We start from the raw sequence: 24,673 nt of genomic DNA, 5'->3' as shown, positions 1-24,673 counted from the left end.
CTTCTCTCCCAAGACACACTTACCGATACAAGTACTGCTACTGAGACTAACTACTGCGCGGGGGCAGGAGCAGGCGTTGCCGGAGCCGGCTCGGCGGGCTTGGTGGAATTATCGGCCGGAGCAGCGGGCTTCATCGGCTGTTCGGCGGCCGGCGGGTTGGTGCTCTGGGTGGTGGTGTTATCTTTGCCGCTGTCGCTGCAGGCTGCGACGCCAAGCAAGGCAAGAGCCGAAACTGAAGCAAGAATAAGTTTCTTCATGATATCTCTCCTTCTAGCAACGCCCCCGTTGCCGGTAGGCGGTTGAAGAGAAAATGCATCAGATGGATATGAGTTTCGTAACGTTGCGTGTCCGCATGTAACATCATGCGCATGGCCGTTGCAGGCCAAGCCATTGCGAACTAACAGATTGCATCGACAAGAATGCCGGAGCATGCCGCATGACCCCGAAGTGGGATTTCTGGATCGACCGCGGCGGCACCTTCACCGATGTCATCGGTCGTGACCCGCAAGGCGGGCTGCATCCGCGCAAGCTTCTATCGGAGAATCCCGAAGCCTATGCCGATGCCGCCATCCAGGGCATTCGCGACCTTCTCGGCCTGCGCTCCGGCGCCGCGATCCCGCCCGGCCTGATCGGCGACATCAAGATGGGCACCACGGTCGCCACCAACGCATTGCTGGAGCGCAAGGGCGACCGCGTCCTGTTGCTCATCACCAAGGGGTTTCGCGATGCGCTCAGGATTGCCTACCAGGCGCGGCCCGACATCTTCGCCAAGGAGATCATCCTTCCCGAGCAGCTCTACGAGCGCGTCATCGAGGTCGACGAGCGCGTGCTCGCCGACGGCTGCGTCGAACGATTGCTCGACGTCGCAGCCTGCCGGCCGGTGATCGAGCAGGCGAAAGCCGATGGCATCGATGCCGTGGCCATCGTCTTCATGCATGCCTGGAAATATCCCGATCACGAGAAAGCGGTGGCAAAAATCTGCCGCAAGCTTGGATTCGGCCAGGTTTCGGTCAGCCACGAGGTGTCGCCGCTGATCAAGCTGGTCGGACGCGGCGACACCACCGTGGTCGACGCCTATCTGTCGCCGATCCTGTCGCGCTATGTGCAAAGGGTGGCGGGGGAACTGGGCGTCACGGCGGGAGAGAGCGGCCAATCCCCGCATCTCATGTTCATGATGTCGTCGGGCGGCCTCACCGCCGCCGACATGTTCCAGGGCAAGGATGCGCTGCTGTCCGGGCCGGCCGGCGGCGTTGTCGGCATGGTCGAGACGGCGAAGCTCGCCGGCTTCGACAAGGTCATCGGCTTCGACATGGGCGGCACGTCCACCGACGTCGCCCACTATGACGGCGAGTATGAGCGCGCCTTCGATACCGAAGTCGCCGGTGTGCGCGTTCGGGCCCCGATGATGCGCATCCACACCGTCGCCGCCGGCGGCGGCTCGATCCTGCACTACGAGGCAGGCCGCTTCCGTGCCGGGCCGGACTCCGCCGGCGCCAATCCAGGCCCGGCAGCCTACCGGCGCGGCGGCCCCCTGGCCGTTACCGACGCCAACGTCATGCTGGGCAAGCTGCAGCCGGAATTCTTCCCCGCGATCTTCGGCCCCGGCCAGGACGAGCCGCTCGATGTCGGGATCGTGCGCGAGAAACTCGCGGCGCTCGCCGCCGAGATCGGCGACGGCCGGCCGCCGGAAGCGGTTGCCGAAGGCTTCATCACCATCGCCGTCGAGAACATGGCCAACGCCATCAAGAAGATTTCCGTGCAGCGTGGCTACGACGTCACCGAATATCTCCTGAACTGCTTTGGTGGCGCCGGCGGCCAGCACGCCTGCCTGGTTGCCGACGCACTCGGCATGGAGGCGGTGCTGATCCACCCGTTCTCCGGTCTGCTTTCAGCCTACGGCATCGGTTTGGCCTCGGTCTTTGCCTCACGCCAGCAGGCACTGCTCAAGCCTCTTGCCGAAGAGTCCAGAACCGAGATCGACACCCTCATTGCTACCTTGAGAAAAGCCGTCATCGCCGAGCTCGCGGCGCAAGGCATCGCCGAGGGTGCCGTTGCCGCGAAACCCGTGCTGCACATCCGCTATGACGGCACTGACACGACATTGCCGGTGAGTTTCGAGGCGGACTCGATTTTCCAGGCCAAGCGCGATTTCGAGATCGCCCACAAGGCGCAGTTCGGTTTCGTCTATGACGACAAGCCGATGATCGTCGAGACAGTCGGCGTCGAAGGCACCGACACCGGCAGTGCCCGCCGCGACGAGAATGATTCAGCGACCGAAGATCTCACCTTGAGCCCTTCGCAGGCCCGCGAAATCTTCACCGAAGGGGCGTGGCGTGCTTCCGGCGTCTTCCTTCGCGACGCGTTGAAGCCGGGCAACAGGATTGCCGGTCCCGCCTTGATTATCGAGCCGAACCAGACCGTTGTCGTCGAGCCGGGCTGGCAGGCCCAAATCACCGCCAGGAACCATGTGCTCTTGCGCCGCGTCGAGAAAAAGCGCCGGCAGGCGGCGCTCGGCACCGAAGCCGACCCGGTCATGCTGGAAGTCTTCAACAACCTGTTCATGTCGATCGCCGAACAGATGGGCGTGACGCTGCAAAACACCGCCTATTCCGTCAACATCAAGGAAAGGCTGGATTTTTCCTGTGCCGTCTTCGACCACAGCGGCGCCCTGGTCGCCAATGCGCCGCACATGCCGGTGCATCTGGGCTCCATGGATCGTTCGGTCGAAACCATCATCCGGCTCAATTCCGGCGACATCCACCCCGGCGACGTCTTTGCCCTCAATGCTCCCTACAATGGCGGCACGCATCTGCCCGATATCACCGTGGTGACGCCGGTGTTCGACGACATCAAGCAGAACATCCTCTTCTGGGCGGCCTCGCGCGGCCATCATGCCGACATCGGCGGCACGGCGCCCGGCTCGATGACGCCGCTCGCCACCACGGTCGACGAGGAAGGCGTGCTGTTCGACAATTTCCGCATCGTCGATCGTGGAAAATTCCGCGAGAAGGAATTGCATACGCTGCTCACGGACCACCGCTACCCGGCCCGCAACCCGCACCAGAACATCGCCGACCTCAAGGCGCAGATTGCCGCCAACGAGAAGGGTGTCGCCGAACTGCGCAAGATGGTCGCGCATTTCGGCCTCGATGTCGTCGAGGCCTATATGGGTCATGTCCAGGACAATGCCGCCGAAAGCGTGCGCCGCGTGCTGGAACGGCTGCCGGATTCCTCGCAATATGAGTACCCGACCGACACCGGCCAGGTCATCAGGGTGAAGATCACGATCGACCGGCAAAAGCGCGAGGCAACCGTCGACTTCACCGGCACCTCGCCGGTGATGAAGAACAATTTCAACGCGCCCGAGCCTGTGGCGCGCGCGGCGGTGCTCTACGCCTTCCGCGTCATGGTCGAGGACATGATCCCGATGAATGCCGGCTGTCTGCGGCCCATCAACATCATCATCCCCGACGGTTGCATGCTCAAACCGTCCTATCCGGCGGCAGTCGTCGCCGGCAATGTCGAGACCTCGCAGCATGTCACCAACGCGCTGTTCGGCGCCATGGGAGCCATGGCCAATGCGCAGGGAACGATGAACAACCTCACCTTCGGCAACAAGCAGTATCAATACTACGAAACGATCTGCTCCGGCTCACCGGCCGGGCACATGAACTCCGGACGCGGCTTTGCCGGCACCTCCGGCGTCCACACCCACATGACCAATTCGCGCCTCACCGACCCGGAAGTGCTGGAACTGCGCTTTCCCGTGCTGCTCGAGGATTTCCACATCCGCGAAGGCTCGGGCGGCAAGGGCCGATGGAATGCCGGCGACGGCACCAAACGCACCATCCGCTTCCTCGAAAAGATGGAATGCGCGATCCTGTCCTCGCACCGCAACCGGCCTCCGCAAGGCCTGGACGGCGGCGGCAACGGTGAGGTCGGCTCGACCAGGATCCGTCGCAAGAACGGCACGATCGAAATGCTGAAGGCCTGCGACCAGACCGTGCTTCAGGCGGGCGACGCCGTCATTCTGACGACGCCGACGCCGGGCGGGTTTGGCCGCGCCTGAGGAAGCTTCGAGAATTCGCTGCGGCGAGTCAGGTGACGTGGCTTTCGAGAACCGGAGCGGAGCGGACATTGAAGTCCGTGAGCACCGGAAGCGCAGAAAGCCGCGTCAGATGACCGCCGCAGTAGAATTATCGATGCTTCCGACTGTCACCGGGCTGTCATGACCCTGGGTTACCCGCTTGCGACAAAGCAAATGGGGAATCACTTTGTCATGACGGACGTCTCCTCGGATCTGGTTTTTCGCCGCGGCAAGGAAGTTGGAAAAGCCGTCTACCAGAACCGCCCGCTCTCAAAAGCCGGCATTTCCGAACGGCTGTTCGCCTTCCTGTTTTCCGGCCTCGTCTATCCGCAGATCTGGGAAGATCCCAATGTCGACATGGAAGCGATGCAGCTTGGCCAAGGCCACCGCGTCGTCACCATCGCCTCGGGTGGCTGCAACATCCTCGCCTACCTCACCCGCTCGCCGGCACGGGTCGACGCAGTCGACCTCAACGCGGCCCACATCGCGCTGAACCGCATGAAGCTGGAGGCGGTGCGCCATTTGCCGTCGCAGGGCGACCTGTTCCGCTTCTTCGGCGCCGCCGATACCAGCCACAATTCGCAAGCCTATGACCGTTTCATCGCACCGCATCTCGATCCAGTCAGCCGTCACTATTGGGAGCGCCGCAACTGGCGCGGCCGCAGGCGCATCGCAGTCTTCGACAGCAATTTTTACCAGACCGGCCTGCTCGGCCTGTTCATCGCCATGGGCCATCGCACGGCGAAATTCTTCGGCGTCGACCCGGCCGGCATCATGCAGGCCCGCAACATTGGCGAGCAGCGGCGCTTCTTCAATGAGGAACTGGCGCCGGTCTTCGACAAACCGCTGCTGAAATGGGCGACCTCGCGCAAGGCTTCGCTGTTCGGCCTCGGCATTCCGCCGGCACAGTACGATTCGCTGATCACCTCGGGTGACGGCACCATGGCCAGCGTGCTGAAAGCCCGGCTGGAAAAGCTCGCCTGCGATTTTCCCTTGCAGAATAACTACTTCGCCTGGCAGGCTTTCGCCCGCCGCTATCCCGAACCCGGCGAGGCCGCCCTGCCCGCCTATCTGGAAAAGCAGAACTACGACACCATCCGCGGCAACATCGACCGCGTCGCCATCCACCATGCCAATCTGATCGAGTTCCTCGCCGGCAAGGATGCCGGCTCGGTCGACCGTTTCGTCCTGCTCGATGCGCAGGACTGGATGACCGATGACCAGCTCAATGCCCTGTGGTCGGAAATCAGCCGTACCGCCTCGGCCGGCGCCCGCGTCATCTTCCGCACCGCCGCCGAGCCCAGCCTGCTGCCGGGCCGGGTCTCAACCTCGCTGCTCGATCAGTGGGACTATCAGGACGAGGCCTCGCGCGAATTCTCGGCCCGCGACCGCTCGGCCATCTATGGCGGCTTCCACCTCTATGTGAAGCGCCCGGCATGAGCACGACGGAGCTGCCGGCCAGCCACGCCGAACTGATGGACGGCGTGTACCGCTGGCAGCGTCACATCTACGACCTGACCCGCAAATACTACCTGCTTGGCCGCGACCGGTTGATCGACGGGCTCGATGTACCGGTCGGCGGCAGCGTGCTGGAACTCGGCTGCGGCACCGGCCGCAACATCATCCTCGCCGCCCGCCGCTATCCCGATGCCCACTTCTTTGGCCTCGATATTTCAGCCGAAATGCTGGAGACGGCCAGCGCTGCGATTGCCCGCGAGGGCTTGCTCGATCGCGTCACGCTTGCCCAGGGCGACGCCACGGCATTCGATGCCAAGGCGCTGTTCGGACGCGTTGGCTTCGATCGCATCTTCGTGTCCTATTCACTGTCGATGATCCCCGGCTGGGAGAAGACGGTGTCGGCGGCACTTGCCGCCCTCTGCCCCAGCGGTTCGCTGCATGTCGTCGACTTCGGCCAGCAGGAGGGCCTGCCGCGCTGGTTCCGGACCCTGCTGCGCGGCTGGCTCAGGAAATTCCACGTCGCACCGCGCTCGACCCTGCGCGAGGTTCTGGAATCGGAATCGCGGCGAACCGGCGCAAGCTTCCGTTTCCGCACGCTTTATCGCGGTTACGCCTGGCTGGCGGTCATCAAGATCGCCAGATAATATTGCGGTTGGGACGACGATCCAATCCGTCGATGGTGCGATGGCAACTGTGCCGCGCTGGGTCGCACGTTGTTTTTTGACCCCAGGAGTGGTACACCGCCTCCATGCTGGAAGCATGTAATGATCGTCGGCTTTAGGGACGGATGGCTGCGGGCCTTCTTCGTGGAAGACGTCCATTCCCGCAACATCCCGTCCGATCTCGAAAGCCGTCTGTTCCGTAAGCTCCAGATGATTGACGACGCGATGATCGATCAGGATTTGCGTGTCCCGCCCAGCAACCATTTCGAGAAATTGCGCGGCAATCTCGAAGGCTTGCATTCGATCCGCGTCAACAAGCAATGGCGGCTGGTCTTCCGCTGGGATGGCGGCCGGGGTGAGGCATCGGACATCTATCTCGACGACCACAGCTATAGGTGAGGTGAAACATGTTGATGACCGCACGCAAGCCAGCAACGGTTGGCGAAATTCTCACGGAAGAATTCATGCAGCCGCTTGGCTTGACGCAGGCGGCTTTGGCCGAGGCAATGGGCGTTCAACGCAAGCATGTGAACGAATTGTGCAACGACCGCCGTAGCGTAACGGCGGCAACCGCGCTTATTCTGGCGCGGGTGTTTGGCAACAGCCCGGATTTCTGGTTGAATACCCAGCGCCGCAGCGATCTTTGGGCAGTTATGAATTCGCCCGACGAGCGGGCACGTGTTGATCGCGCCAAGCCCTTGCCGACAGCTGCCTAGACAAGAATTGCGGCGATCGACCGCCGTGTTCCTCTAATGCAGCGCCTTCACCAGCGCCCCCACCATCGTCTGCGGGCGGTAGCCGAGCTTGGTCGGCGTCAACCCAAGCCGCACCACGACCAGTTGCTCTGATGGAATGATGGTGACCGTCTGCCCGTCATGCCCTTCCATCCAGTAGGTGTCCTTGGGCAGGCCGGCGGCCACGCCTGCGCCGGGGCTATCCTCGTCGCCCGGTGCCTCGATCCACAGCTGGCCCTTGCCGTAGACTTTCGAGGCGGGCGCCGGCTCCCGCATCCAGTCGACGAAGCCGGCCGGCAGCACCTGGTTGCCGTTCCACACACCACCCTGCAACAGGAACTGGCCGAAGCGCGCCCAGTCATGCGCCGTGGCGTAGAGATAGGACGAGCCGACGAAGGTGCCCTGCTCGTCGGTCTCGAGCACCGCGCTGTGCATGCCGAGCGGCTCGAACAGCGCCGTGCGCGGCCACGTCAGCGCCTTGGCCTTGTCGCCGATCGCGCCCTGCCACAGCCGCGACAGCATCACCGCCGTGCCGCTCGAATAGGAAAACACCTTGCCCACTTCGGCCGCCAGCGGCTTTGATTCGGCAAAGCCCGCCATGTCGGGTTCGAGATAGAGCATGCGCGTGACATCGGCGACGTCGCCATAGTCCTCGTTGAACTCCAGCCCACTCGACATCGCCATCATGTCGGCAAGGCTGATCGCGGCGCGACCGTCGGCCTTCCACGGCGCGAACAGCCCCTTGTCGGTGACAGCCATCTTGCCGTCCTTGACCAGCGTGCCGATGAGCGCGGCATTGACCGTCTTGGTCATCGACCAGCCGAGCAGCGGCGTCTTGGCCGAAAAGCCGTCGCCATAGCGCTCGGCGACGACGCGGCCGTTCTTGACCACCACCACCGCGCGCATGCCGGTGCCGGTCAGCGCCGCATCGTCGAGCAGTTTTGCAATCACCGGGTCCTGCGATGCATCGACCCGCTCGCCGTCCGGCCACAGTGCATCCTGGCTAACCGCCGACGGCTCGCTATGGATCGCCGTGTGCCGCGCCTTGCCGACATCGCCATCGGGAACCGAGGCGCAGCCCAGCCCGTCGCGGGCAACGGCGACGCTCTTGCCGAGGAAGCCAAGCAGTCCCGCCGAGACCGTGCCCCGGTTCTTGTCGACCGAGACCCGCATCAGCCGCAGCAAAGGATGCCCGGGCGCCTGCACGTCGACGGCAAGCACCTCGTTGGGGTCGCGGCCGGCGATGAAGACGTTCGAGCACACGATCTTGGCCGAATAGCCCGCGCCGACACGGATCAATTCGGGCGGCGCGATGTAAAGCCAGGCAAACAAAGCAGCGACCGCCAGCACGATCAGGCCGAGAAGCCATTTGATGAGCTTGACGACAAACCGCATTTATTTCCTCCCAGGCTCTCGCCTGAGCCTTATGTCATCGATTTGCCGCCATTGCTTCCGCAAATCGTGGTGCTTGTCGAGCGCCGTCAACCGATTATCAACCATGATCGGCGATCACAGGGATGCATGTCGCCCAAAAGTGCGCAGCGGTTTTGGGACAACGACATGCACGAGAAAATGAAGATGCTGGGCGATGCTGTGGGGCGATCGCTCGGAGGGGGCCAGACCAAGCGGCGGCCATCAGTGCACAGACCCATCAGCGACCGGCTGAATCCGGCTCGGGAATTGCGATGCGCCGTCTTGCGGCCCTTTTCATGCTGACGCTGCTCGGCGCCTGCTCGACCGTGGACGATCTCTCGCCGCTGTCGCCGTCCAGCAGCCAGACGGTCGCCGTGCGCGCGCCCCGCTTTGCCGATTCCAAGCCGCATGAATGGGACAGCGGCGCGCCGTGGAACTATGCCGTTCACGGCACCGACGTCTCCAAATACCAGACCTCCGTCGACTGGCCGGCGGCCAAGGCCAGCGGCATCTCCTTCGCCTTCATCAAGGCGACGGAGGGCGGCGACCGCTTCGATGAATATTTCAACGAGCATTGGGCCCGCACGAAAGCCAACGGTGTTCCGCGCGCGGCCTATCATTTCTTCTATTTCTGCACTCCTGCTGCCCAGCAGGCGCGCTGGTTCATCCAAAATGTCCCTGTCGATCGCTCGGCGATGCCGCCGGTCCTCGACATGGAATGGAACCCGAAATCGCCGACCTGCAGGCTGCGCCCCGACGCCGCCACGGTGCGCGCGGAGATGACCACCTTCCTCGAAATCGTCGAACGGCACTACGGCAAGAAGCCGATCATCTACACCTCGGTCGATTTCTTCGACGACAACCAGCTGTCGACCTTCCGCGGCTACCCCTACTGGCTGCGCTCCGTCGCCGGCCATCCGCGCGAGAAATACGGCAGCCACCCCTTCACCTTCTGGCAGTATACCGGAACCGGCATCGTTCCCGGCATGACCGGCAAGTCCGACATCAACGTCTTCAACGGCAGTGAAGCCGCCTGGAACAAGTGGCTGCGGCAGAACACCCGTTGACACCGGGCTTGCCGCCTGCTTTTCGACACAGCCAGCGGTAAAGTCTGCAACCGCCGGTACTCCAGAGCTCCGCGCCCCGATTGCTGCGCAAGGACGCCCTGGAATTCTGAATGTCGAAAGGAAGCCGATGCGACTGCGTTCGAAAGCCCTCGCGGCGCTGTTCTTGTGCGCCACGGCCTTGCCGGCGATGGCGCAGGAATGCGGCGGCGACTTCGAAGCCTGGAAGCAGGGCGTGGCGGCGGAAGCCAAGGCGGCCGGCGTCGGCACCGCCGGCCTCGACGCGCTGGAGGATGCGACCATCGACGACAAGGTTCTGGCGCGCGACCGCGCCCAGGGCGTCTTCACCCAGACCTTCATCGAATTCTCCAACCGCATGATCTCGGCCTACCGGCTGAAGCAAGGTGCGGCAAACCTGAAGAAATACGCCGACGTCTTCGCCCGCGCCGACCAGCAGTTCGGCGTCCAGGCACCGATCATCGCCGCCTTCTGGGCGCTGGAAACCGATTTCGGCGCCGTTCAGGGTGATTTCCACACGCTGAGCGCCCTGGTGACGCTCTCCCATGATTGCCGCCGCCCACAGCTTTTCCGACCGCAACTCATTCCTCTTTTGACGCTGATCGATCGCGGTGTGCTGCCGGAGAACGTCACGGGCGCCTGGGCCGGCGAGATCGGCCAGACACAAATCCTGCCTTCGGACTATCTGGCGCGCGGCGTCGACGGCGACGGTGACGGCAAGGTCGACCTGCGCGACAGTGTCCCGGACGTCATCATGACCACGGCCAACAAGGTGCTGTCGCGCGGCTGGAAGCGCGACCAGCCCTGGATCGAGGAAGTCCGCCTGCCCGACGACATGCCGTGGGACCAGACCGGACGCACCAACAAATTGCCGCTGTCGCAATGGGCGCTGTGGGGGGTCACCAACCCGAACGGCACGCCGCTGGTCGACAACGGCCTGAAGGCCGGCCTGGCCTTGCCGATGGGGCGCAAGGGTCCTGCCTTCCTCACCTACGACAATTTCGACGTCTATCTCGAGTGGAACCAGTCCTTCACCTACGCGCTGACCGCGGCCAATCTCGCCAACAGGCTGGCGGGCGCGCCGCAGTTCGATCCGCGCGATCCCGAGACCGGCCTCGACAACGACCAGATGAAGGCTTTGCAGACCAAGCTGGAAGCCAGGGGCTACGATGTCGGCACAGTCGACGGCATCCTGGGCACCAACACCCGCGAAGCGATCCGCAAGGAGCAGATGCGGCTTGGCCTGCCAGTGGATGGCTGGCCAACGCCGGATCTGCTGGCGAGGCTTTAGCGAGTAGCGAGTAGCGAGTAGCGAGTAGCGAGTAGCGAGTAGCGAGTAGCGAAGAAGATAAATCCCCCATTCGCTACTGCCTACTGCCTACTGCCTATTCCCTACTCACTAGTCAGCCATCGTCTCCAGGCTGGCAAACCCTTGTGGCGCGTCGCCCTCGTCGAACGGCGTCGTCACCTCGACGAACGTGTCGGGATAAAAGCCGTTGAAGCGGGTCCTGAGCGACAGCGAATAGGCGCCGATATGGCCGATCTCGATCCAGTCGCCGGTGTCGACCGTTTCCGGCAGCCAGAACGGTCGCGACAGGATGTCGACGGAATCGCAGGTCGCCCCGCAGACCTTGAACGGCACGATGTTCTTTTCCTCGCCATTGCGCGAGCGGATCGCCGGGTCGGGAATGAAGCGTGCCGGCAGCGTGATCTTGCCGGTCCACGAATCCGACAGCGATGCCCAGATGCCGTCATTGATGTAGAGCCGCTTGCCCTTGCGCAGCAGCACCCGCACGATCAGCGACAGGCAGCGCGCGACGATCACCCGGCCCGGCTCCGCGACCAGCGGCATCTGGTCGAACTGGTATTCTTTCAGGTCGCCGGACAGCCGTGACATGATCTGGCCGAGCGACGGCATCTCGATCTGCTTGCGGTTGGGATCGTGCCCGTATTCGGCCGGAAAACCGCCGCCGACATCGAGCCCGGCAATGTCGAAGGTCAGCCGGTTGCGCACCCAGTCAGCCGAGGCCAGCGCCCGCTCATAAGTGTCGGGATCCTCGATCTGGCTGCCGACATGAAAGCACAGGCCAACCTTGTAGCCGGTGCGGTTGAGCCGCTCCGCCAGCTCGACGGCATAGGCAGGCCCGGCGCCGAACTTCTTCGACAATTCGTAGGCGGCGAGGCCCTTGGTCTGCACCCGCACGAACACGCTGATCGAACCCGGATCGATGTCGAGCGCGCGCACCACCCGCGTCAGCTTGGTGATCTCGTCCTCATGGTCGAGCGAAATGACGCGGATGCCGTACTTCTCCAGCGCCAGCTTGATGTCCGACTGCGCCTTGACCGGGTGCATATAGAGCATCTCGGCATCGGCGGAGACGGCGCGCACGGCGGCGAACTCGCCGGGCGAAGCGACGTCGAAGGCATTGACGCCGGCCTCGACCAGGGTCTTCAGCACAATCTGCTCGCCATTGGTCTTGACCGCATAGGCGGTCTTGCCCGGGAACATGCCCATGAACTGTCGCGCGTCGGCCTTCAGCACCTGCGGGCGGAAGCAATAGATCGGATCGTCCGGGCGAAGCGCCAGTGCCGCCTCGCGGGCATTCTCGAATCGTTGCATGGACGAATCCTCACCTCGGCTGCGCACAATTAATCCAAGCTAGCGGCTAATGAAAACAATTCTGTGTCTCGCGGCGCTGAGGCGGCGGCGCTAGGTCTTTGGCGGCAGCGTCTGCCATCAATCAGGTTTCGGGTGGCCCTTGTCGCCGAACCCGATATGCCTTCCGCCTGACTGGCTAGCATTCAGGCTGTCTGGGAGGACGATCACATGGCAATAGCCGCGACATCCACGCCACGCGGGCCGATGGTGCTCAAGGACTGGGGGCAGCTCCTGCTGCTCGGCGCGATCTGGGGCGGCTCGTTCTTCTTCGCCCGCATCGCGGTGGCTGAGCTTCACCCGCTGGTGCTGGTGCTGTTTCGCGTCGCCATCGCCGCGATCGCGCTGCAGGTCTATCTCGGTCTGCGCGGACCGTCCTTCCGGCTCGCCTTTCCTCACGCCGGCCTGTTCTTCCTGCTGGCGCTCACCAACAACGTCATCCCCTTCTCGCTGATCTTCGCCGGCCAGACCCAGCTTGGCGCCGGTGTCGCCTCGGTGCTCAACGCGACGACGCCATTCTGGACGCTGATCCTCGCCAATGCGCTGACATCAGACGAAAAGCTGTCCTGGAACAAGTTCGCCGGCATTGCACTCGGCATCGCCGGCACGGCGGTGATGATCGGTCCCGGCCTGCTTGCCGGGCTCGGCGGCCCGGTCTGGGCCAAATTCGCGCTGATCGGCGCTTCACTGTCTTATGGAATTGCCCTGATGGTCGCCCGCCGCTTCAAGGGCGTGCCCTCGCCGGTCATCGCCACCGGCCAGCTGACCGCCTCGACCATCATCATGATCCCGATCGTGCTCTTCACCTATGGCCCCGCTGGCCTGGTCTCGGCCTCGCCCCCGGTGTGGGCGGCGGTGCTGGCGCTGGCGCTGCTGTCCACCGCCTTCGCCTACATCCTCTATTTCAACCTCGTCGCCTCGGCCGGCGCCACCAACGCCTCGCTGGTCACGCTCATCGTGCCGGCCAGCGCCATGCTGCTTGGCTTCCTGTTCCTCGGCGAGCGGCTCGAACTGTTCGAAATCGGCGGCGTGGTGCTGATCGCGCTTGGCCTCGTCACCATCGACGGGCGAGTGTTCGGTCGAGGTTAGAGCGCCGCGCCAACTGGACGCGCGAAGGACGCTCCAAACACTTAAATTGAATCGCCTCATGGTGCTTTCCGGAAGTCGAATTCGACTTTCGGGCCGATACGGTAGCGCTGCCATGACACGGCAGCGACACACCACCGCCACAATTTATTCACAGGTCCGAAGCCGGGTTTTGCCTAGGAGTTTCAACGTCTAACGGCAAAACCGAGGTCGCAAATCCCACAATCACGTCGCAATGCAGCACATTTTCCGCTTGCCTGTGGCACAAATGAACCTAGACTCCCAAGCATAGCTCTTTAAGAGGAGGCTATGCCATGGGACTTACGAGGCCAATCAACGCATTGATGATCTGTGCTGCGTTCGCCTTCATCGGAGCCCTTATTATGGGCTTTCTTCCCTGACCCGCCAAGACGGGAAGACCAGCACCCAATAGTCCAACCGATTCGAAAGGCCGGGTTTTTACCCGGCCTTTTGCTTTTTCAGCCTGTTCATGCCGCGGCTGACCCGGCAACCTCCACGTCATGCGAGCGGATGCCGATCATGTGGCAGATCGCGAAGACAAGGTCAGCCCGGTTCATGGTGTAGAAGTGGAAGTCGCCCACCCCGCGCTCGACCAGGTCCAGCACCTGTTCGGCCGCCACCGCCGAAGCCACCAGCGCATGCGTTTGCGGATCGTTCTGCAAACCGTCGAAGCGCTCGGCCAGCCAAGCCGGCACCAGCGCACCGCAGCGCGCCGAGAAATTGGCGACCTGGGTGAAATTGTGCACCGGCAGGATGCCCGGCACGATCGGGATGTAGATGCCGGCGCGGCGCGCCCGCTCGACATAGCGCTCGTAGAGATCATTGTCGAAGAAGAACTGGGTGATCGCCCGCGTCGCGCCATTGTCGACCTTGCGCTTCAGCATGTCGATGTCGGTGGCGAAGTCCGGGCTTTCCGGGTGCTTCTCCGGATAGGCCGAAACCGAGATGTCGAAATCGCCGGCATCCTTCAGCGCCCCCACCAGTTCGGCGCCGTTGGCGTAGCCGTCGGGATGCGGACGATAGGCGGTTCCGACGCCGGCGGCCGGATCGCCCCGCAAGGCGACGAAGCGCTTGACGCCCATGTCGGCGAATTCCTGGATCACCGCGTCGACCTCATGGCGGGCGGCGTCCACACAGGTCATGTGCGCCGCCGGGGTCAGGCTGGTCTCTTTCAGGATGCGGCCGATGGTGCGTGCGGTGCGCTCACGCGTCGAGCCGCCGGCGCCATAGGTCACCGAGACGAATTTCGGCTTCAGCGGCTCCAGCCGGGTGACCGTGTCCCACAGCCTGGCTTCCATCTCGTCGGTCTTCGGAGGGAAGAATTCAAAGGAAACGCTGACCTTGTCGCCAATGTCCGGGCGGCGGGAAAAACGGAACTGGTTCATCAGGCGATTTCCCCTATCGAGCTAACTTTGGCCTGGCGGCTTTCATTGGAAGGGTCGGCGATCAGCAGGCGCCGGTCGCGGCCAAGCCACAGCTTGACGGTGAGCTTGGCCTCATTGCCGCCGCGCGGTTCGAACTCTTGGGCATCCTCGAGATCGAGGCCGGCTTCGGAAAACCACTCCTTGATCTGCCGGTCCGAAAAGCCGAGCCGCATATGCGCGTGTTCGTCACGCAGGAACTCCAGCGCATGCGGCGCGAAATCGACGATGACCAGCCGCCCGGCCGGGCGCAAAAGCCGCGCGGCCTCGTGGATGGCGCGGGCGGGGTCGTCGAGATAGTGCAGCACCTGGTGGATGGTGACGAGATCGAAGGCATCGCGCTCGACCGGCGGCGCGAAGATGTCGCCCTGCCGCACCTGCGCATTTGAAACGCCTGCCTTGTCGAGATTGGCGCGCGCCACGGTCAGCATCTCGCGCGACATGTCGATGCCGACACCGCGCCTGTAGAGCGGCGCGAAGATCTCGAGCAGTCGCCCGGTGCCGGTGCCGAGGTCGAGCATCGACTGGAACGGCCGCTTGCCGACCAGTTTCAGCATCGCGGCTTCGACGGCGCGGTCCGGCACATGCAGCGATCGGATATGGTCCCAGCTCGCCGCGTTCACGGAAAAATATTCGGTGGCGCGGTCCTGACGCTTGCGCTTGACCGAGGCCAGCCGCTCGAGGTCGCGCTCGACCTGCGGGTCGGCACCTCGAATGCCGGAAACCAGCCCCATCACGAAGTCGCGCGCGGAATCGGTGTCCGACAGGCGGAAGAACGCCCACGACCCTTCCTGGTAGCGGCCGATCAGCCCGGCCTCCAGAAGCAGCTTGAGATGCCGCGAAACGCGCGGCTGCGACTGGCCGAGAATTTCGGTAAGATCGGAAACGGTGAGGTCACCGCGCGACAACAGTGCCAATATGCGCAGCCGGCTGGATTCGGCCGCCGCCTTTAGTGTGTCCACCATGGTGTCGAGCGAAACATGCATCAGCGTATTCTCTTTGAAAAAGATATAAACATATGTTTATGTCGATTTTCCAAACCTTGCAAGCGCTATGTCGCTTCCGGACAAGAAAATGCCGCATGCGTGATTTCCCGCTCCATGTCTCCCAAAACTGTGTAGCGATCTTGGGACAAGGACATGCACCAACAGGAAGATGGGCAGAATGACCGCACCGCGTGAAATGTTCGAGGCGCGCGAAGGCGAGCAGAGACTGGAAACCGACCCGGCAACGATGCCGCCGGATGGCGGGATCGTCTTCATCGGCCGCATCGCCTCGCCATGGACGACGCGCGAGACCTGCCCGAAGAACATGCGCTCCGCGCGCGAGACCGGGCGGCCGGCGGTGCTGACCATCGACGCGCCTTACCGTGAAGGCCTGCGGGGCCTGGAGCGCGCCAGCCACGTCATCATCCTGTCCTGGCTACACCACGCGCCGCGGAATCTGATTGTGCAGAAACCCCGCCATGCGGCTGAAGCGAAAGGCGTATTCGGCCTGCGCTCCCCTGCCCGGCCGAACCCGGTCGGCCTGCATGTGGCCAGGCTCGTCGGGCTCGACATCGCCACCGGGCGCATCGACCTTGACGCCATCGACGTGCTGGACGGCACGCCGGTCATCGACATCAAGCCTTATTTCGCTTCGACCGACGCCATAGCAGAGGCGACCATGGAAGGGCGCGACGAGCGATGAAAGCGCCGACTGGCCGACGTCGCGCCATCGCCAAGGCGCTGACCGCGCTTCTGCCGCTCGCGCCCTATGCCGACATGGAGAAGATCCGTACCGACGCCGGCGCGGTTCATATGAAGACCTTGCCGCCGACCATCGCCGTGTGGCTCGCAACCATTGCCCATATCCGCCACATGCACACCGATTACGAGAGGCTGCTGAGCGAGGGCTATGACCGCGACTCGGCGCGTTTCTTCGTCATCGAGCAGACCAACATCGTGCTCACCCGCTGGCGCGCGACACGGCTGCTCGACGCCGATGACGAGGATGAATAAGGCAGAGTCCGCCTATTGCCGCGTCAGGACGGCGACCGCATTGTAGGGCTGGCCGTCCGCCTGGCCGACCCACGTCCAGGACAGGTTCCCCTTGAAAAACCTGACGGTGATGTCGCCGCCGTCGATGCACTTGTCCTGGCCGTAAGTGATGCTCTCATGATATTGCGCCGATGTGTCGTCCCTGGACGTTTGCGACAGCGATCCGCCGCAGCCGAGCGATGGATAGTCGATCGACGCGCCGTCCTCATTGATCGTCATGGCGATCGACCAGTCGGCGCCGGCGTCGCCGGCCGGACTCTGGTGACCGTTGCCGACCCAGGTGCCGGTAAGCGTCTGCGCCGGCACATTCACCGTGCAAGGGACGTTCTGGAAGATCGGCGTCAGTTCGCTGCCGGTCTTCTCGCAGCGATAGGTCTGGCCGTTCTGGCAGAGTTCGCCGCCTTGTTTCACGCACTGCGCGCTGGCCTCGCGCGCGGCGGCGAAAATCATCATGGTCGCGATGACCGTCCCAAGCCTGCCCATATATCCCCTCCCGTCCTGAGCGTTTGGATTATAAGGCAATTCCAATCCGGTGTATCGATCGGATCGAGGAGGACGAACAGCGCCGGGCGGCTGGCTCTATGCCTTCTGTCCGGGGCCAGTAGGCTGATGACCCGCCCTACCCGCGAGGAGGCCCCGATGGACCGGACGACGGCAACACAGGCTTCAAAGCCGCGGCCTGCGGTGAGCGATCGCCATATCGACCCGCATTCCTATCCCGACGGCATCGCCTTCCTCGACGGCCAATACCTGCCGATGTCGCAAGCCAAACTGTCGGTGCTGGATTGGGGCTTCCTGCATTCCGACGCCACCTACGACACGGTGCATGTCTGGAACGGCCGCTTCTTCCGCCTCGACCTGCATCTCGACCGCTTCTTCGGCGGGCTGGAAAAGCTGCGGATGACGATCCCCTTCGACCGCGAAGGCGTGACTGAGATCCTGCACAATTGCGTAGCACTTTCGGGTCATCGCGCAGCCTATGTCGAAATGCTGTGCACGCGCGGCGCCTCGCCGACCTTCAGCCGTGACCCACGCCACGCGGTCAACCGCTTCATGGCCTTCGCCGTGCCGTTCGGCTCGGTCGCCAATGCCGAGCAATTGCGGCGTGGCCTGCATGTCGCGGTCAGCGACAAGGTGCGCATTCCGCCGGCCTCGATCGACCCGGCGATCAAGAACTACCACTGGCTCGACCTGGTACGCGGCCTCTATGATGCCTATGACCGTGGCGCCGAGACCGCGCTCATCCTCGATTTCAACGGCAATGTCGCCGAAGGGCCGGGCTTCAACGTCTTCTGCGTCAAGGACGGCAGGCTGTCGACGCCGGCCATCGGCGTGCTGCCCGGCATCACCCGCCGCACCGTTTTCGATCTCTGCGCCGAAGCCGGACTTGCCGCTGCGGCCGCCGATGTCAGCGTCGCCGCGCTCGCGGCGGCCGACGAAGTCTTCATCACCTCGACCGCCGGTGGCATCATGCCGGTGACGCGGATCGACGGCGCCCCGGTGGCGGACGGCAAGGTCGGCGCGATCACCAGCCGGCTGATGGCGCGTTACTGGGAGAAGCATGACGATCCGGCATGGTCGAGCGCGGTGCGCTATCCCTGATCAAACGGGGCGGCTGTTCAAAAAGATTTCCCCTCACCTCTGGAAAATCCCGGGATAGGCCATATATGGCCGAAAGCGGAGAAGCCTCCGCTTTCATCAGAAAAAAATCGCGCCCGCAGGGGCAAGGATTCCCATCATGACAAACAAGGTTTGGTTCATCACCGGATCGTCGAAGGGTTTTGGCCGCGTCTGGGCCGAGGCCGCACTGGCGCGCGGCGACCGCGTCGCCGCAACCGCCCGCGATGCCGGCAGGCTCGCCGATCTCGTAGCAAAATATGGCGACAACATCGCCGCCATAAAGCTCGACGTCACCGACAAGAAAGCAGTGGATGCCGCTGTCGCCGAAGCGCACAAGCGCTTTGGCCGGCTCGACGTCGTCATCAATAATGCCGGCTATGGGCATTTCGGCGCCATCGAGGAAGTCAGCGAACAGGAGGCCCGCGACCAGATCGAAACCAATGTGTTCGGTGCGCTGTGGGTGACCCAGGCCGCTCTGCCGATCATGCGGGCGCAGGGTTCCGGCCACATCATCCAGATCTCGTCGATCGGCGGCGTCAATGCCTTTGCCTCGCTCGGCCTATACCACGCCTCGAAATGGGCGCTCGAAGCCTTCAGCCAGTCGCTTGGCATCGAGGTCGCGGAATTCGGCATCCATGTCACGCTGGTCGAGCCGGGCGGCTTCTCCACCGACTGGGCCGGCCCGTCGGCCAAGGTCTCCCAACCGATCGAAGCCTACGCTCCCGCGCGCGCCAAGATGGCCGAGCGCCGCGCCAATTCGGTCGCCGGCGATCCCGAGGCCACCGGCCCGGCGATGCTGGCCATTGTCGATGCGGCCGAGCCGCCGCTCAGAGTCTTCTTCGGCGATGGCGGCCTGCCGATGATCAAACAGGAATACGCCAACCGTCTCGCCACCTGGGAAAAGTGGGATCACGTTTCCATCATGGCGCAAGGCGCCAAGAAGAACCGCAAAGCAGCCTAGACGGTGCAAAATCCAGCTACGCCGCCCCGGCGGCGTAGCCACGCCCTGCTAAGCCGGGTAGATCCACTGCTCCGGCACGCGCACGGATATCTCCTCGCCGGTCCTGATCGCTCCGGGTTTCTCGACCCAGGCGACGAGGCCGCGAAGCCGCTTGGCGGCCTTCGGGAACAGCAGCGCGCCGGCTTCAACGTCGGCCATGCCGGCGTTTTCGGCGATCGACCGGCCGGAGAGGCGGCAAGGTCCGTTCTGCGCGTCAACCTTGATGGTCACGCCGCCCTTGAAGAACAGCAGCGTGCCGGCCGGCAGCATGGACAAATGCGGCACGCCTTCGATCACCAGATTGGCGCCGATCCACTCCGGCTTGATTTCGGCGAGACTCATCCGATCGGCGACGATGGCCAGTTCATCCGCCGCCACGACAGACAACTGCCGTTCGTTGCGCATTTCGGTGCCGCGCGGATACCATGGCTCGCGCCCGCCCGAACGCCGCGTCGATCCGGCATGGAAATCGCCTGATATGCCGTCGAAGCCCAGGCGCAATTCATCCACCGGGCGTGTCTCGAAATGATCCGATGGCGCAAGGTAAAGCGCTGCCGCCTTGGCGGCAAGCTTTCGCGCCGGGATGATTTCGACCGGCTTTTCAGCCTCGGGGAAGAGATCCAGCATGGCTTCATTCCTTGGATGATGCCGCTTGGTTTTGCCCTTCGGCCGGCAAGGCCGCAAGGGCAGTTTGGGCCAAAACGCGCAACTCTTCGACTGAAGCGCCGTCCCTCGCCTGGATCGACATGCCGTTCATGACACCTGCCAGGTATTTGGCGAAGCCCTCGACCGAGAGGTTTTCCGGCAGGTCGCCTACTGCCTTGCCCTTGGCCAGCCGGTTCGCGATCGCCGCCTCACTCGCCTTGCGATAGGCCTTGAGCTCATCCGCAATGGCCTGCGCCTGTGGCGATGTTGCCAGCGCAGCGCTGACGAACAGGCATCCGCCAGGTTTGTCGGGCCGGGAATAGGCCTCCGCCGCGCCGAGCAGCAACCGCCGGATCGCCTCCCGCGTCGGCACCGGCGCGCTCAATGCCTCGAGCGCAAACCCTATCTCGGTCTGGTGGTAGCGCGTCAGCGCCTTGCGGAACAAAGTCTCCTTGTCGGTGAAGGCGTTGTATATCTGCGGCGGCGTCAGCCCCATCGCCTCGCGCAGCATGGCCAGCGACGTTGCCTCATAGCCGTGCTCCCAGAACAGATGCATCGCCGCATCCAGCGCCCGGTCGGGGTCGAAGGCGCGCGGCCGGCCACCCCTAGGCCTTTCCATTTTATCCATAGCGATCGATACGAAACCTGTTGACTCGCCTTCCCCGTATAACGTAACAATTGATACGAAACATGGCAAGCAGAATGAAACCCTGCCAGCAAGGCCATGCAACCAAAGGCAAAGGAGAGCCAAATGCCAATCACCGTGACCGCGCCAGAAGGCGTCCTGACCCCGGCGGGAGAGCGCGAAATCCTGCCGCGTCTTAGCGCCGCCCTCATCGAAGCCTCTGGCGCCACCGGCAATTCGTTCTTCACCGCGATCGTCGGCGGCACGGTCCAGGTCCTGCCGCCGCACCACATCTATGCCGGCGGCGCCAATCGGCCGGTGGTCATGGTGGAACTGAAATTGCCCAACATCGGCCTTGGCTCGATCGACGCCCGCAACGACTTCATCACCGCGGCCTCCGGTATTGTCGCTGAGCTCTGTGTGCCCGGCCACCGGCCTGAAAACACCTGGATCAACATCGTCAACGCGCCCGACGGCGGCTGGGGTATCGGCAACAGGCAATATACGGGTGACGCGCTAATCTCTGCCGCCACGGCAGCCGCGCACTGATCTGGCGATGAACGGAAGCGAACCGATGCGGCTCTCCCCTTCGCTGTTCTTCACCACCAATTGCGAACCCGCTCTGGCCTTTTATGAACAGTGCGGCCTTGGCCGAGGAACGATCCTGCTGCGCTGGGGCGACGACAACATGCCGGTGCGGACCGAAGCCATGCGTGGAAAGGTCTTGCATGCCCGGTTCGAAGGTCCTGGGGTGCTGTTTCATGCTTCCGACAATGATGACGCGGAGCCGATGAAAGGCTCGGCATTGATGCTGGACTTCGACGACCTCGCCGCCATGCAGGCTCTTTTCGATCGTATGGCGGCGGGTGGCCGGATCACCGTGCCGTTGGCGCCGCAATACTGGGGAACCAGCTTCGGCATGATCGTGGACGCATTTGGCGTGCAATGGATGTTCAGCTGTTCTGGCGGCTGATGTTGCCAGGCTCTTCCATCAGGAGTGCTTCCAGCCATCCAAGTTCCAGTGCGTCGGTTTCGATGCTAGCTTTCAGAACAGCAGGAGGCGGCAATGGAACAAAGCGAAATCGTAAAACGATCAGCCGGAAACTTCTTGATCTTTGCGGCTTGCGCGTTCCTGCTATGGATTTGGGCCGCGCTCATTGACCGGATTGCACAGATCGTGCGCCTTTCCACACCCAATCACCTTACCGGCGTTGCCGCCTCGATAGCGAGTTCCGCCACGCTTCAGGCGATCATCAGCATTTGGCTTCTGACAGCTGCCGTCGCGATCGCATTTCCCGTAATCTGGCGACCGCTCTCCATGACCACGACGCTGATGTTCGACGTTGGCTATGGCATTCTTGGCGCCTTGACGGGCTTCGGCTTGGCCATCGGCCTTTTTGGTGGGGGGTGGCACATATTCCTGTGGGCGTTGATCTACAGCATAGCCATCGCCGTCGGCTATGCGCTGGTACGCTGGTGGCTGCCGCTTTCGGAGGTGCAATCTTACGGCAGCAGCCGGTGGATCCTTGCCGGCATTCTGTTCCTGGCCTCCCCGGTGATCCTTATCTGGGGATAGGCGGGCGAATGCTCCGGCCGCGCGAACGCATCGGGATTCGATCACGACCTTCTTACCTGAAACCGACCTGTTTCGGCACCGCGCCGCATTGCTGCCGCGCCACGACGGTTTGATGATGCAGCCCAGATAGGAGGAGCTCATCATGCGTCCGGGGACGGCAATCACACTGCTTTGGCTGCTCTGGGCCGCGACATGGGCCGCCGCCGCCTTCTGGACCGACCGGGTCGAGAAGCGCGCCGGCTTTCAGGCCGAGGCGCCTTACCGGGCGGTCCTGATGCTCGGTACCATCCTGCTCTTCATTCCGGCGCACGGCTATGTCGGGAGGCTCCGCCTGTGGTTTCCCACTCTTGCCGAGGCCTGGATCTGCGTCGCGTTGATCGCCGTCGGCCTCGCCTTCTGCTGGTGGGCACGCGTGCATCTCGGCCGATTGTGGTCAGGCACGGTCACCGCCAAGGCCGAGCACCGTGTCGTCGACACCGGCCCGTACCGTCTCGTCCGCCATCCGATCTACACCGGACTGCTCCTGGCGATCCTCGCCACCATGGCGGCGAAAGGCACAGTCTGGGGTGTTGCCGGCGCCATTCTGCTGACCATCGGCATCGTCATGAAGGCAAGACTGGAAGAGCGCTTCCTGCGCGGCGAGCTGGGCAGCGCCTATGACGACTACGCCAGGCGCGTGCCGATGCTGGTGCCGTTCGCGCCAGTCTGACGCGACAAGACGTGCTGAACGCCGGCTCAGTTTGAATGTCTTGCCACGCTGCTTTGCTGGAAGTGTTCGACGGCACCATCAATTTGAACCCAGTCATGTTTCGACTGCTCAAAAACCGACCTGATGGGGGCCGGATATTTTGGGTCCGCCAGCGCACCGACCGCAACGCCGATAAGCGACGGCAGCTTGTCGGCCTTCCAATAGATCGTCGAGCCGCAGTTTGGACAAAAGTAGCTGTGGACCTTCCCGCCGCTTGCCGCATCCCTGGTGAACTCTTTGGCCGTTCCGGAAATGGCGACGGCGTCGACCGGATAGAAGGCGCCGACGCCAAATGGCGCGCCGGTTCTGCGCTGGCAGTCAAGGCAATGACAGGCGACAACCAGTTTCGACGCTCCTGGAAGCGTTAAGGTGAGAGCCCCGCAACTGCATCGGGCATCGGCCATTGGAAAACCCTCCTTTTTGAAGTGAGATCGCGTTGATTTCAAAGTGAGACCCTCCCGAACGCCAGGGTGCGTTGAGATTCAGGTCAGGCTGAGGGGGAGTAGAAGGCGGGCGCGAAGCGACCGGGCTAACGGGTTTCGAGAACCCGAACGACGTGCACTTTGGCACACCGGAAGCGCAGAAAGCCGCCATTTGCAGGCCGGCTGAATATCAGCACACGTTAGAGCATTCTCAGAAGCGCGCCACCTATCGAGTATCCCGCGCCAAAGGCGCAGATCAGGCCGTGGTCGCCTGGCTTCATGTCGGCATGGTTCTGCGACAGCGCGACGATGGCGCCGGCGCCCGCCGTGTTGCCAAGCTTTTCCAGCACCATCGGCGCGCGGTCATGCTCGACCTCGTGGCCGAACGACAGCTTCAGGATCATGGCATTCATGCGGGCATTGGCCTGATGCAACCAGAAGCGCCTGACAGCCAGCGGCGTCAGCCCGTGCTCGGCGAGGAACTCGACAATGAATTTGTGCCCGGCGACGGTGACTTCCTTGAACACCTTGTTGCCGACCTGCTTTATCAGATTGCCTTCCAGGTTGATCATATAGGGATCATCCTGGGCGGTACGGGTGTAGTAGCCAAGATTGGTGCGGATGTTGTTCGACATCTGCGTCCAGATCCGCGTGTCGAGCACCTCGAAGCGCCCCGGTCGCCTCTCGCCCAGGGCGAGCCCCTCGACAACCATCGACACCGAGGCATCGCCGAAGATGAAATGCGTCTGCCGGTCGCGGAAATTGAGATGGCCGGTGATGATTTCCGGCGTCGTCACCAGAATGCGCTTGTGCGCGCCCGAGCGCACCAGGTTGACCGCCATGTGAAGTGCCGCCGCCGCCGACGAACAACCAAGCCCCATGTCGAAGCCGGCGCCCTTTGTGCCCAGCGCCTCCTGCATTTCGATGGCGATCGCCGGATAGGGTCGCTGGTGATGCGAGGCCGAGCAGATGATCAGGTCGATATCGGAAGGCTGCAGCCCGGCATGGTCGAGCGCTTTCCTGGCCGAGGCGATGCCGAACTCGGCTTCGAGCGACAACGCATCGTCCGGGCGCGCTGGAATGCGCGGCGTCATGCGGGTCGGATCGAGAATGCCTTCGCGCTCGATCACATGGCGGGTGCGCACGCCCGAGGCATGGACGATGAAATCGCTGTCCGATTTCTGCAGCGGCGGCTCGTCGGTGCCCTGGCGGCGCGCATTCTCCATGTCGACCCAGGCATTGAAGCTGGCGACCAGTTCTTCATTGGTGATCGAGGGTTCAGGAATTTCAACGCCGATGCCGCTGATGATGACGCGATGCATTTTCCAGTCTGTCCCATCCGCAGCGTTGCGGCTTCATGTGGGCGCCGTAACGCTCC

The 24,673-nt window shown here is 63.2% G+C and carries 26 protein-coding genes; 16 read left to right on the top strand and 10 right to left on the bottom strand.

Annotated elements, in window-relative coordinates:
• Nucleotides 1–50: 50 nt before the first annotated feature.
• Nucleotides 51–257: a hypothetical protein gene (locus NR193_RS12270; RefSeq protein ID WP_256751097.1), complete on the bottom strand. Its 207-nt coding sequence runs from the start codon at nucleotides 255–257 to the stop codon at nucleotides 51–53.
• Between the two features lie 179 nt (nucleotides 258–436).
• On the opposite strand from NR193_RS12270, the gene NR193_RS12265 reads away from it, so the two are divergent.
• From NR193_RS12265 to NR193_RS12245, 5 genes are all read left to right on the top strand, one after another.
• The gene (locus NR193_RS12265) at nucleotides 437–4,069 is read left to right on the top strand and encodes a hydantoinase B/oxoprolinase family protein (RefSeq protein ID WP_256751096.1); all 3,633 of its coding nucleotides are present in this window, start codon (nucleotides 437–439) and stop codon (nucleotides 4,067–4,069) included.
• Between the two features lie 159 nt (nucleotides 4,070–4,228).
• Complete coding sequence (locus NR193_RS12260) at nucleotides 4,229–5,527, top strand: DUF3419 family protein (RefSeq protein ID WP_256751095.1); 1,299 nt, start codon at nucleotides 4,229–4,231, stop codon at nucleotides 5,525–5,527.
• Nucleotides 5,524–6,189: a class I SAM-dependent methyltransferase gene (locus tag NR193_RS12255; RefSeq protein ID WP_256751094.1), complete on the top strand. Its 666-nt coding sequence runs from the start codon at nucleotides 5,524–5,526 to the stop codon at nucleotides 6,187–6,189. Before NR193_RS12260 ends, NR193_RS12255 begins: the two co-directional genes overlap by 4 nt.
• A gap of 120 nt (nucleotides 6,190–6,309) precedes the next feature.
• Nucleotides 6,310–6,606 carry a type II toxin-antitoxin system RelE/ParE family toxin gene (locus NR193_RS12250; RefSeq protein ID WP_256751093.1) on the top strand — a complete coding sequence of 99 codons (297 nt, stop codon included), beginning with the start codon at nucleotides 6,310–6,312 and terminating at the stop codon, nucleotides 6,604–6,606.
• Between the two features lie 8 nt (nucleotides 6,607–6,614).
• Entirely contained in the window at nucleotides 6,615–6,923 is a 309-nt protein-coding gene (locus NR193_RS12245) for a HigA family addiction module antitoxin (RefSeq protein ID WP_256751092.1), read from the top strand.
• A gap of 33 nt (nucleotides 6,924–6,956) precedes the next feature.
• Here NR193_RS12245 and NR193_RS12240 read toward each other — a convergent pair whose 3' ends face one another.
• A complete protein-coding gene (locus NR193_RS12240; RefSeq protein WP_256751091.1) occupies nucleotides 6,957–8,336 on the bottom strand; it encodes a serine hydrolase in 1,380 nt (459 codons plus the stop codon).
• Between the two features lie 290 nt (nucleotides 8,337–8,626).
• On the opposite strand from NR193_RS12240, the gene NR193_RS12235 reads away from it, so the two are divergent.
• On the top strand, nucleotides 8,627–9,421 hold the full coding sequence (locus tag NR193_RS12235) for a glycoside hydrolase family 25 protein (protein ID WP_256751090.1): 795 nt from the start codon (nucleotides 8,627–8,629) through the stop codon (nucleotides 9,419–9,421).
• 127 nt (nucleotides 9,422–9,548) lie between these two features.
• The gene (locus tag NR193_RS12230; protein WP_256751089.1) at nucleotides 9,549–10,727 is read left to right on the top strand and encodes a lytic murein transglycosylase; all 1,179 of its coding nucleotides are present in this window, start codon (nucleotides 9,549–9,551) and stop codon (nucleotides 10,725–10,727) included.
• A 108-nt stretch (nucleotides 10,728–10,835) separates the two neighbouring features.
• Here the strand turns inward: NR193_RS12230 and NR193_RS12225 are convergent, their stop codons facing one another.
• Complete coding sequence (locus tag NR193_RS12225; RefSeq protein ID WP_091580275.1) at nucleotides 10,836–12,056, bottom strand: alanine racemase; 1,221 nt, start codon at nucleotides 12,054–12,056, stop codon at nucleotides 10,836–10,838.
• 207 nt (nucleotides 12,057–12,263) lie between these two features.
• Between NR193_RS12225 and NR193_RS12220 the strand changes: the two genes are divergently transcribed.
• On the top strand, nucleotides 12,264–13,181 hold the full coding sequence (locus tag NR193_RS12220; protein ID WP_256751088.1) for a DMT family transporter: 918 nt from the start codon (nucleotides 12,264–12,266) through the stop codon (nucleotides 13,179–13,181).
• A 485-nt stretch (nucleotides 13,182–13,666) separates the two neighbouring features.
• On the opposite strand, the gene metF is transcribed toward NR193_RS12220, so the two are convergent.
• Together metF and NR193_RS12210 are read right to left on the bottom strand one after the other, a co-directional pair.
• Nucleotides 13,667–14,584 (bottom strand): methylenetetrahydrofolate reductase [NAD(P)H], encoded by a 918-nt coding sequence (gene metF, locus NR193_RS12215; RefSeq protein ID WP_256751087.1) that lies wholly within the window; start codon nucleotides 14,582–14,584, stop codon nucleotides 13,667–13,669.
• Nucleotides 14,584–15,606, bottom strand: coding sequence for a metalloregulator ArsR/SmtB family transcription factor (locus NR193_RS12210; protein ID WP_256751086.1), 1,023 nt, complete (start codon nucleotides 15,604–15,606; stop codon nucleotides 14,584–14,586). The genes metF and NR193_RS12210 overlap by 1 nt, the downstream gene beginning before the upstream one ends.
• A 178-nt stretch (nucleotides 15,607–15,784) precedes the next feature.
• On the opposite strand from NR193_RS12210, the gene tsaA reads away from it, so the two are divergent.
• Both tsaA and NR193_RS12200 read left to right on the top strand, forming a co-directional pair.
• Entirely contained in the window at nucleotides 15,785–16,309 is a 525-nt protein-coding gene (gene tsaA, locus NR193_RS12205) for a tRNA (N6-threonylcarbamoyladenosine(37)-N6)-methyltransferase TrmO (RefSeq protein WP_256751085.1), read from the top strand.
• Nucleotides 16,306–16,620, top strand: coding sequence for a DUF2293 domain-containing protein (locus NR193_RS12200; RefSeq protein WP_256751084.1), 315 nt, complete (start codon nucleotides 16,306–16,308; stop codon nucleotides 16,618–16,620). Before tsaA ends, NR193_RS12200 begins: the two co-directional genes overlap by 4 nt.
• Before the next feature lie 12 nt (nucleotides 16,621–16,632).
• On the opposite strand, the gene NR193_RS12195 is transcribed toward NR193_RS12200, so the two are convergent.
• Nucleotides 16,633–17,142: a hypothetical protein gene (locus tag NR193_RS12195; protein ID WP_256751083.1), complete on the bottom strand. Its 510-nt coding sequence runs from the start codon at nucleotides 17,140–17,142 to the stop codon at nucleotides 16,633–16,635.
• A gap of 156 nt (nucleotides 17,143–17,298) precedes the next feature.
• Between NR193_RS12195 and NR193_RS12190 the strand changes: the two genes are divergently transcribed.
• A complete protein-coding gene (locus NR193_RS12190) occupies nucleotides 17,299–18,261 on the top strand; it encodes an aminotransferase class IV (protein WP_256751082.1) in 963 nt (320 codons plus the stop codon).
• Nucleotides 18,262–18,397: 136 nt separating this feature from the next.
• Nucleotides 18,398–19,240, top strand: a complete 843-nt coding sequence (locus tag NR193_RS12185; protein ID WP_256751081.1) for an SDR family oxidoreductase — start codon at nucleotides 18,398–18,400, stop codon at nucleotides 19,238–19,240.
• Between the two features lie 48 nt (nucleotides 19,241–19,288).
• On the opposite strand, the gene NR193_RS12180 is transcribed toward NR193_RS12185, so the two are convergent.
• Nucleotides 19,289–19,906: an MOSC domain-containing protein gene (locus NR193_RS12180; RefSeq protein ID WP_256751080.1), complete on the bottom strand. Its 618-nt coding sequence runs from the start codon at nucleotides 19,904–19,906 to the stop codon at nucleotides 19,289–19,291.
• A 4-nt stretch (nucleotides 19,907–19,910) separates the two neighbouring features.
• Nucleotides 19,911–20,543, bottom strand: a complete 633-nt coding sequence (locus NR193_RS12175) for a TetR/AcrR family transcriptional regulator (protein WP_256751079.1) — start codon at nucleotides 20,541–20,543, stop codon at nucleotides 19,911–19,913.
• 132 nt (nucleotides 20,544–20,675) lie between these two features.
• Between NR193_RS12175 and NR193_RS12170 the strand changes: the two genes are divergently transcribed.
• The 4 genes from NR193_RS12170 (at nucleotide 20,676) to NR193_RS12155 (ending at nucleotide 22,834) form a co-directional block, all read left to right on the top strand.
• A complete protein-coding gene (locus NR193_RS12170) occupies nucleotides 20,676–21,098 on the top strand; it encodes a hypothetical protein (protein ID WP_256751078.1) in 423 nt (140 codons plus the stop codon).
• A gap of 25 nt (nucleotides 21,099–21,123) precedes the next feature.
• A complete protein-coding gene (locus tag NR193_RS12165) occupies nucleotides 21,124–21,522 on the top strand; it encodes a VOC family protein (protein ID WP_091580592.1) in 399 nt (132 codons plus the stop codon).
• 93 nt (nucleotides 21,523–21,615) lie between these two features.
• Complete coding sequence (locus NR193_RS12160) at nucleotides 21,616–22,125, top strand: hypothetical protein (protein ID WP_256751077.1); 510 nt, start codon at nucleotides 21,616–21,618, stop codon at nucleotides 22,123–22,125.
• A gap of 142 nt (nucleotides 22,126–22,267) precedes the next feature.
• Nucleotides 22,268–22,834, top strand: coding sequence for an isoprenylcysteine carboxylmethyltransferase family protein (locus NR193_RS12155; RefSeq protein WP_256751076.1), 567 nt, complete (start codon nucleotides 22,268–22,270; stop codon nucleotides 22,832–22,834).
• A 26-nt stretch (nucleotides 22,835–22,860) separates the two neighbouring features.
• Here the strand turns inward: NR193_RS12155 and NR193_RS12150 are convergent, their stop codons facing one another.
• Nucleotides 22,861–23,277: a GFA family protein gene (locus NR193_RS12150; protein WP_256751075.1), complete on the bottom strand. Its 417-nt coding sequence runs from the start codon at nucleotides 23,275–23,277 to the stop codon at nucleotides 22,861–22,863.
• Nucleotides 23,278–23,495: 218 nt separating this feature from the next.
• Nucleotides 23,496–24,617 (bottom strand): beta-ketoacyl-ACP synthase III, encoded by a 1,122-nt coding sequence (locus NR193_RS12145; protein ID WP_256751074.1) that lies wholly within the window; start codon nucleotides 24,615–24,617, stop codon nucleotides 23,496–23,498.
• Between the last annotated feature and the right edge of the window lie 56 nt (nucleotides 24,618–24,673).

The organism is Mesorhizobium sp. Mes31 (genome assembly GCF_024519675.1).
In the GTDB taxonomy this organism is placed as follows: Bacteria; Pseudomonadota; Alphaproteobacteria; order Rhizobiales; family Rhizobiaceae; genus Mesorhizobium.
Note: the sequence above shows the minus strand (reverse complement) of the source record. Positions and strands in the feature narration are given on the sequence as shown.

What these genes read in the sequence shown, in the direction of transcription:
- NR193_RS12250 (WP_256751093.1), top strand. Translation starts at nt 6,310, where the DNA reads ATGATCGTCGGCTTTAGGGACGGATGGCTGCGGGCCTTCTTCGTGGAA.
- NR193_RS12240 (WP_256751091.1), bottom strand. Translation starts at nt 8,336, where the DNA reads ATGCGGTTTGTCGTCAAGCTCATCAAATGGCTTCTCGGCCTGATCGTG.
- NR193_RS12235 (WP_256751090.1), top strand. Translation starts at nt 8,627, where the DNA reads ATGCGCCGTCTTGCGGCCCTTTTCATGCTGACGCTGCTCGGCGCCTGC.
- NR193_RS12265 (WP_256751096.1), top strand. Translation starts at nt 437, where the DNA reads ATGACCCCGAAGTGGGATTTCTGGATCGACCGCGGCGGCACCTTCACC.
- NR193_RS12245 (WP_256751092.1), top strand. Translation starts at nt 6,615, where the DNA reads ATGTTGATGACCGCACGCAAGCCAGCAACGGTTGGCGAAATTCTCACG.
- metF (WP_256751087.1), bottom strand. Translation starts at nt 14,584, where the DNA reads ATGAACCAGTTCCGTTTTTCCCGCCGCCCGGACATTGGCGACAAGGTC.
- NR193_RS12180 (WP_256751080.1), bottom strand. Translation starts at nt 19,906, where the DNA reads ATGCTGGATCTCTTCCCCGAGGCTGAAAAGCCGGTCGAAATCATCCCG.
- NR193_RS12155 (WP_256751076.1), top strand. Translation starts at nt 22,268, where the DNA reads ATGCGTCCGGGGACGGCAATCACACTGCTTTGGCTGCTCTGGGCCGCG.
- NR193_RS12195 (WP_256751083.1), bottom strand. Translation starts at nt 17,142, where the DNA reads ATGGGCAGGCTTGGGACGGTCATCGCGACCATGATGATTTTCGCCGCC.
- NR193_RS12185 (WP_256751081.1), top strand. Translation starts at nt 18,398, where the DNA reads ATGACAAACAAGGTTTGGTTCATCACCGGATCGTCGAAGGGTTTTGGC.
- NR193_RS12220 (WP_256751088.1), top strand. Translation starts at nt 12,264, where the DNA reads ATGGCAATAGCCGCGACATCCACGCCACGCGGGCCGATGGTGCTCAAG.
- NR193_RS12260 (WP_256751095.1), top strand. Translation starts at nt 4,229, where the DNA reads ATGACCCTGGGTTACCCGCTTGCGACAAAGCAAATGGGGAATCACTTT.
- NR193_RS12170 (WP_256751078.1), top strand. Translation starts at nt 20,676, where the DNA reads ATGCCAATCACCGTGACCGCGCCAGAAGGCGTCCTGACCCCGGCGGGA.
- NR193_RS12165 (WP_091580592.1), top strand. Translation starts at nt 21,124, where the DNA reads ATGCGGCTCTCCCCTTCGCTGTTCTTCACCACCAATTGCGAACCCGCT.
- NR193_RS12160 (WP_256751077.1), top strand. Translation starts at nt 21,616, where the DNA reads ATGGAACAAAGCGAAATCGTAAAACGATCAGCCGGAAACTTCTTGATC.
- NR193_RS12145 (WP_256751074.1), bottom strand. Translation starts at nt 24,617, where the DNA reads ATGCATCGCGTCATCATCAGCGGCATCGGCGTTGAAATTCCTGAACCC.
- NR193_RS12270 (WP_256751097.1), bottom strand. Translation starts at nt 257, where the DNA reads ATGAAGAAACTTATTCTTGCTTCAGTTTCGGCTCTTGCCTTGCTTGGC.
- tsaA (WP_256751085.1), top strand. Translation starts at nt 15,785, where the DNA reads ATGACCGCACCGCGTGAAATGTTCGAGGCGCGCGAAGGCGAGCAGAGA.
- NR193_RS12175 (WP_256751079.1), bottom strand. Translation starts at nt 20,543, where the DNA reads ATGGAAAGGCCTAGGGGTGGCCGGCCGCGCGCCTTCGACCCCGACCGG.
- NR193_RS12200 (WP_256751084.1), top strand. Translation starts at nt 16,306, where the DNA reads ATGAAAGCGCCGACTGGCCGACGTCGCGCCATCGCCAAGGCGCTGACC.
- NR193_RS12150 (WP_256751075.1), bottom strand. Translation starts at nt 23,277, where the DNA reads ATGGCCGATGCCCGATGCAGTTGCGGGGCTCTCACCTTAACGCTTCCA.
- NR193_RS12230 (WP_256751089.1), top strand. Translation starts at nt 9,549, where the DNA reads ATGCGACTGCGTTCGAAAGCCCTCGCGGCGCTGTTCTTGTGCGCCACG.
- NR193_RS12190 (WP_256751082.1), top strand. Translation starts at nt 17,299, where the DNA reads ATGGACCGGACGACGGCAACACAGGCTTCAAAGCCGCGGCCTGCGGTG.
- NR193_RS12210 (WP_256751086.1), bottom strand. Translation starts at nt 15,606, where the DNA reads ATGCATGTTTCGCTCGACACCATGGTGGACACACTAAAGGCGGCGGCC.
- NR193_RS12225 (WP_091580275.1), bottom strand. Translation starts at nt 12,056, where the DNA reads ATGCAACGATTCGAGAATGCCCGCGAGGCGGCACTGGCGCTTCGCCCG.
- NR193_RS12255 (WP_256751094.1), top strand. Translation starts at nt 5,524, where the DNA reads ATGAGCACGACGGAGCTGCCGGCCAGCCACGCCGAACTGATGGACGGC.